Genomic DNA, 5,538 nt, shown 5'->3' with positions numbered 1-5,538 from the left:
ACCCCTTTTGCTCGCGGCAAAAAGGGGTCTCCTCCCCCGTACCCCCTCCTTCCCCAAAACCCGCCCACAAAAAAAGCCCCGCACAGTGCGGGGCTTTTTTCAGTATGACGACGGGATAGCGGACAACCGTGAAAAACAGACAGACTGTTTTCAGCTTCACCGGGGGACAGATGCCGCGGGCACATACTTCCGTGTTGCCCTGTCCGTCAGGGACCGGAAGAAAAGTTTTCGGAGAGGGATGGGGGCCTGGGGGAAGGGAGGCACCTTTTTCAAAAGGGCCCTCCCTTCCCCCGGCGAACCGCCTTAATCCTTCTTCTCAAAGGGGTTCTTCAGCTCTTCCACCTGTTCCGGCTTCTTGCCCAGCTTGGCGCGCAGGACTTCGATGGCCACCGGCAGCACGGAGATGATGATGATCAGGTAGACGATGATGCTGAAATTCTGGCGCACCCATTCCAGGTTGCCCAAGAAGTAGCCGGCCGAGACCAGACCGCCCACCCAGAGCACGCAGCCCGTGATGTTGAACAGGAAGAAACGGTGCGGGCACATGAGAGCGATACCGGCCACGAAGGGCGCGAAAGTACGTACGATGGGCACGAAGCGGGCCAGGATGATGGCCTTGCCGCCGTGCTTTTCGTAAAAGTGATGCGCCTTGAGCAGATGCTCCTTCTTGATGAAGCGGGAATCCCGCTGGAAGATGGCCGGGCCCACGTGACGACCGATGAAGTAGTTCACCGCATCGCCCATGACACCGGCGGCCAGCAGCACCAGCAACACATGACCGTAGCCCATGAGGCCCGCACCGGCCACCACACCGGAGGCAAAAAGCAGGGAATCCCCCGGCAGGAAGGGCGTGACCACGAGGCCGGTCTCGCAAAAGACGATGATGAACAGGATGGCATAGATCCACATCCCGTACTGTTCCACCAGCTCGAAGAGATGGGCGTCGATATGCAGGATGAAGTCCACCAGATATGTCAAAAATTCCATGTACACCTCGGTAGGGATTTGGACTGAAAGCCTTTCCCTTGTATCCCAGCCATGCCTGTGGCACAACACCTACAGCAGCCCTGTCCCCGCTTGCGGCTGCCTCCACCTCTTTCCCCGTCTCGCGAGGTCCCATGCCTGTCCGTTCCGCCGTCATCATGGCCCTGCTCTGCCTGTTCATCACCGTCCCGGCCCTGGCCGATAACGGCTACAATCCCGGTTTCCGCACCCTGGGCTTCTGGCAGCAGGAAAGCGGCATCCGCGTGGACGTCAATGTCTGGTATCCGTCCGTGCGCGCGCCGCGCTCCCTGTCCTACGCGCCCTGGACCATCCGCGGCGCCCGCAACGGCAAGCCCGTGCCCGGACGCTTCCCTTTGATCCTGCTTTCCCACCCCTCGTCGGGGACGCGCTTTTCCTTCCACGACACGGCCGCGGCCCTGGCGGCGCGCGGGTTCGTGGTGGCCGCTCCCACCCATCCCCGCGACTGCATGGAGAACATGGACCATCTGTTCCTCTGGGGACAGCTCAAGGACAGGGCCCTGGAGCTGTCGGCCACCATGGATCTGCTGCTGGCCGACAAGGACATCGGCCCCAGTATCGACCCCAAGCGCATCGGCGTCCTGGGCTACGGCAGCGGTGCCACGGCCGCCCTGCTGCTGGGCGGCGCCCTGCCCGACTGTTCCGGCTGGATGGATTACTGCCGCAAGGCCCCCCAGGACGATGCCTATTGTTATGACCAGCCCCGCGCCCGCATGGACAGCATGTGCGGCCACTTCCCGCTGGACCCGCGCAGCCTGACCGATCCCCGCGTCAAGGCCATCGCCGCCGTGGGCCCCACCTTCGGCATGCTGTTCAGCCATCAGGGGCTGGCCGGCCTGCAACCCCACCTGCTGCTGGTGGGCCTTGAGCATGACGACCTGAGCATCTCCTCTTTGCACGCCGAGGCCCTGTATGAACGCATGGACAGGAAGCCCGCCCATCTGTTCCTGGACGGCGCGGACATGTCGCTGCTCATGGCGCCCTGTCCGCCCAGCCTGGCCAATGAACTGCCCGAGATGTGCCATGACGAACTGGATCCCTTGCGTCAGCAGCTGTTCAACACGCTGACCCGCAGACTGGCCGCGTTTTTCCTGGAATGGCTCGGGACCCAGGAAGGCCCGGAAAACTTCTTCTCCCTCGGCACCGGCGAGTGAACCGGGACCGGCTTGACAAGGTCCCGCCATTCTTCCTAGGAAGGGAAATCATCCCTGTATCAAGGATATAACGGCATGCGCCATCTCCAATCCCTGCTGGCCTGCGCCCTGCTGGCTCTGGCCGCCCTGGCCTGTGCGTGGCCCGCGCTGGACAAAAGTCCCCTGTTCACCGCCGCCGGCAACGCCGCAGTCGATACGACCCGGCAAGCGGCCCCCGCTACCGTCGGCGGCCAGCCTCTCCCGGAAGGCTGGACAGCCATGCCCGCGGGCGCCCGCTCCACCTATCTGGGCATCCACGGCGGCACCGTACCGGTGAGCCTGCTGGTGAGCCGTGACGGCATGTCCCTGGTCTCCTTCGTGGGCCAGACGGGCAATGACTTCCTGGAACTGCTGCGCCGCGCCGACGTGCGCCTGCCCTCCCTGCTCTCCAGTGTCCTGGGCAGCAGCTACGGCGGCAGCATGCTCCTGGCAGGACGCGCCCAGCGCAGCATGCCCGTCCTCTATGTCCTGGGCGACCGTCTGGCCGCCATGCCCCAGGGCCTCCAGGGCCTGCAACCCTTCGGGCTCTCGGACAAGCCCCTGTCCATCGAAGGCAGCATCTCCCTGCCGCCCCGCCGCAGTCCGGCCGCACAGACCTACCGCCTGCATATCGATCCCCGCTATCTCGACCCCCGGCGCTGAACCGGGCCCACCGCCGGAGAAAGGCGACGACAATGCAATGCTGCCCTCCGGCCATGCCGCATGACATGCCGGCGATGCATTTTCCCGTCCACTCTTCATGACAAATAATATTGCTTTTGTATATTTATTATCCTATAGTCCGTAGAAAACAGAAGCCTCCCGGTGAGTATTCGCGAAAAACGTACCTCCATCATCCAGTTCGCCGCTGCATTGCGGCAACGGTCCTCCCAGGACAAACGGGATCTGCTGGTCGCCGATACTCTGGATTCCCTGTGCCGGCACTGCGACCTGTACGATGCCGCCCGTGTCAGCAGCAATCCCTTTCATCCCGAGCTGCTGCGGGCCATCGCCGCGGCCGATTTTTCCCCTGATGCCCTGTTCTCGCTTTTCGAGTGCCTGGCCGTCCTGGTCCATCTGCGCAAGCTGGCCCACCCCGCCATCCCGCTGGACGACGCGGAAGAGGAGCTGCTGTTCCAGTTCGAGCACAGCGGGGAATGGCTGCCTGACGACCTGACCCTGGTGGCGCACTGGTACTGGCGTGCGCCGGCTGTCCTCCTGGGCAGTTAGCCCCTTGTCCTCCTCCAGCCCTCCTCCACCTGCCGAAACCACCCGCCCGGGTGGTTTTTTTGTGGCGGCGCGCACCGTGCACGCCGGAGGACGGCATGAAAAAAGCCCGCCGGAGCGGGCTTTTTTCACAGGGTTGCAGCCGTTCCGCTACAGGACACGGCCAATAAGATAGAAGCACACCGTGCCGGCCACCAGGCAGTAGAGGACGAAGGGCCAGATGGTGCGGCGCAGGATGATGCCTTCCTTGCCGATCATGCCCAGCACGGCGCACACGGCCACGATGTTGTGGATGCAGATCATGTTGCCGGCGGCACCGCCCACGCCCTGGGCAGCCACGATGATGTACTTGCCGAGAGCGGGATAGTCCAGCAGACCGCCCATATCCCACTGGAAGTTGGCGAAGAGCATGTCGGACACGGTGCAGGAGCCGGTGATGAAGGCGCCCAGGCCACCCACGAAAGCGGCCAGCATGGGCCAGGCGGAGCCGGCCACGTCAGAGGCGAACAGCGCCATGGCCATGGGCATGGACGGCAGGGCGGCACCGTCGGGGCCGGCGGTGTTGACGCCGGAGCCGCGCAGGATGGACACCAGGGCCACGGCGGCCACCAGGGCGATGGTGGGGGCCGTCATCTTTTCCAGAGCGGTGCCCCAGGCCTGGCGGATCTTTTCACCGTTCATCTTGTGCAGGCCGATGGTGATGATGGACACCAGGATGAAGGGGATGGTGCCGGGCAGGTTGAGCAGGGCGATCTTGGAGGTCACGCCCTCGTAGCCCAGGATGTTGGCCCAGCCCACACTGAACATGGGATCGGTGACGATGGGCTTCAGGTGGAAGGCGGGCACGCGGGTCAGCACCAGCAGCAGGCCGCACAGCACATAGGGCAGCCAGGCCATGGTCTGGCTCATGTGTTCCTTGTACTCGGTGGCGGAGCTGGCTTCGATGGAGCCGGTCCATTCAGCATCCCAGGCATCCTTGTGGTCGAAGTCCCACACGCCGTCGGTCGGAACGCAGAAACCCTTCTGCGTCAGCCAGACCAGGGCGCCGAGACCCAGCAGGCCGCCCACCATGGAGGGCAGTTCGGGGCCCACCAGCCAGGCCAGGATCAGATACGGCACCAGGAAGCAGGCGGACGCCATGAGGCAGTACTTCCACGCGCGGAAGCCTTCCATCCAGGACTTGTTCTTGCCGAAGAAGCGCGTCATGAAGCCCAGCATGAAGATGGGCAGGATGATGCCCATGGGGAAATGCATGAGGGTGACATATTCGCCGATGGTCTTGTAGGCCATGGCAGGGTCAGTGAAGTTCATGGCCTGCATGGCCACGGCTTCGATGGATTTGAAGCCCTGCAACACGGGGGTGCCCACAGCGCCGAAGGTCACGGGCACACTGTTGAAGGCCAGGCAGATGACGGCCGCGCACAGGGGCGGGAAGCCAAGGCCCAGCAGCAGGGGCGCAGCCAGGGCGGCAGGCGTACCGAAACCGGCGGCGCCTTCGATGAAGGCGGCGAACATGAAGCCGATGATGATAGCCTGCAAACGTTTGTCGGGGCTGATCTTCTTCATGCCGGCCTGGATGGTCTCCATGGCGCCGCTGTACTGCATGGTGTAGTAGATCAGCAGGGCGCCGAACACGATGATCAGCACGCCCACAGCCGTGATGGTGCCTTCGATGGAAAGGGCCACCAGGCGCATGGGTTCCTGTCCCCAGAAGGCACAGGCCAGCACCACACCGGCCAGCCAGGCGATGGGCATGGCGCGGGTGGAGGGCCAGCGCAAGCCGGCCATGAGGATCAAGGCAATCAGGATCGGGATGAAGGCAAGGAATGCCAAAAGACCGATGGACATGAGACCTCCTATGCAAGTGTCCATGATGAACATGTCCCGGCCGCATATTTTCGCACCACACGCAGCCGTGACCTACCCCAAACCGGCGGCATGACCACATGCCGCATTACGGTCGTGACCTTTGCCGCATGCGCCCGCGGCCCACCGGCGCTCCATGCAGGTTCGCCAGGAAAAGGCCGTAGCCGTGCGGCATTTTCGAGCAGACGGCGGCCTTCCTCAAAACCGCCCGGGAAACCCGGTGTCTGCCCGGAAATCTCTCCCTGTCGCG

General features: G+C 63.7%; 5 protein-coding genes. 3 read left to right on the top strand and 2 right to left on the bottom strand.

What is annotated here, in order from left to right; genetic code table 11:
• Window positions 1-303: 303 nt before the first annotated feature.
• Window positions 304-987 (bottom strand): DedA family protein, encoded by a 684-nt coding sequence (locus DESPIG_RS09510; protein WP_006007970.1) that lies wholly within the window; start codon window positions 985-987, stop codon window positions 304-306.
• Between the two features lie 131 nt (window positions 988-1,118).
• Between DESPIG_RS09510 and DESPIG_RS09505 the strand changes: the two genes are divergently transcribed.
• From DESPIG_RS09505 to DESPIG_RS12920, 3 genes are all read left to right on the top strand, one after another.
• Entirely contained in the window at window positions 1,119-2,177 is a 1,059-nt protein-coding gene (locus tag DESPIG_RS09505; protein WP_006007969.1) for an alpha/beta hydrolase family protein, read from the top strand.
• Window positions 2,178-2,252: 75 nt separating this feature from the next.
• Entirely contained in the window at window positions 2,253-2,858 is a 606-nt protein-coding gene (locus tag DESPIG_RS09500; RefSeq protein ID WP_006007968.1) for a hypothetical protein, read from the top strand.
• Window positions 2,859-3,020: 162 nt separating this feature from the next.
• On the top strand, window positions 3,021-3,425 hold the full coding sequence (locus DESPIG_RS12920; RefSeq protein WP_006007967.1) for a hypothetical protein: 405 nt from the start codon (window positions 3,021-3,023) through the stop codon (window positions 3,423-3,425).
• Between the two features lie 147 nt (window positions 3,426-3,572).
• On the opposite strand, the gene DESPIG_RS09490 is transcribed toward DESPIG_RS12920, so the two are convergent.
• A complete protein-coding gene (locus DESPIG_RS09490) occupies window positions 3,573-5,270 on the bottom strand; it encodes an L-lactate permease (RefSeq protein WP_040369794.1) in 1,698 nt (565 codons plus the stop codon).
• Window positions 5,271-5,538 lie beyond the last annotated feature (268 nt).

The organism is Desulfovibrio piger ATCC 29098, from assembly GCF_000156375.1.
GTDB lineage: Bacteria > Desulfobacterota > Desulfovibrionia > Desulfovibrionales > Desulfovibrionaceae > Desulfovibrio > Desulfovibrio piger.
Note: the sequence above shows the minus strand (reverse complement) of the source record. Positions and strands in the feature narration are given on the sequence as shown.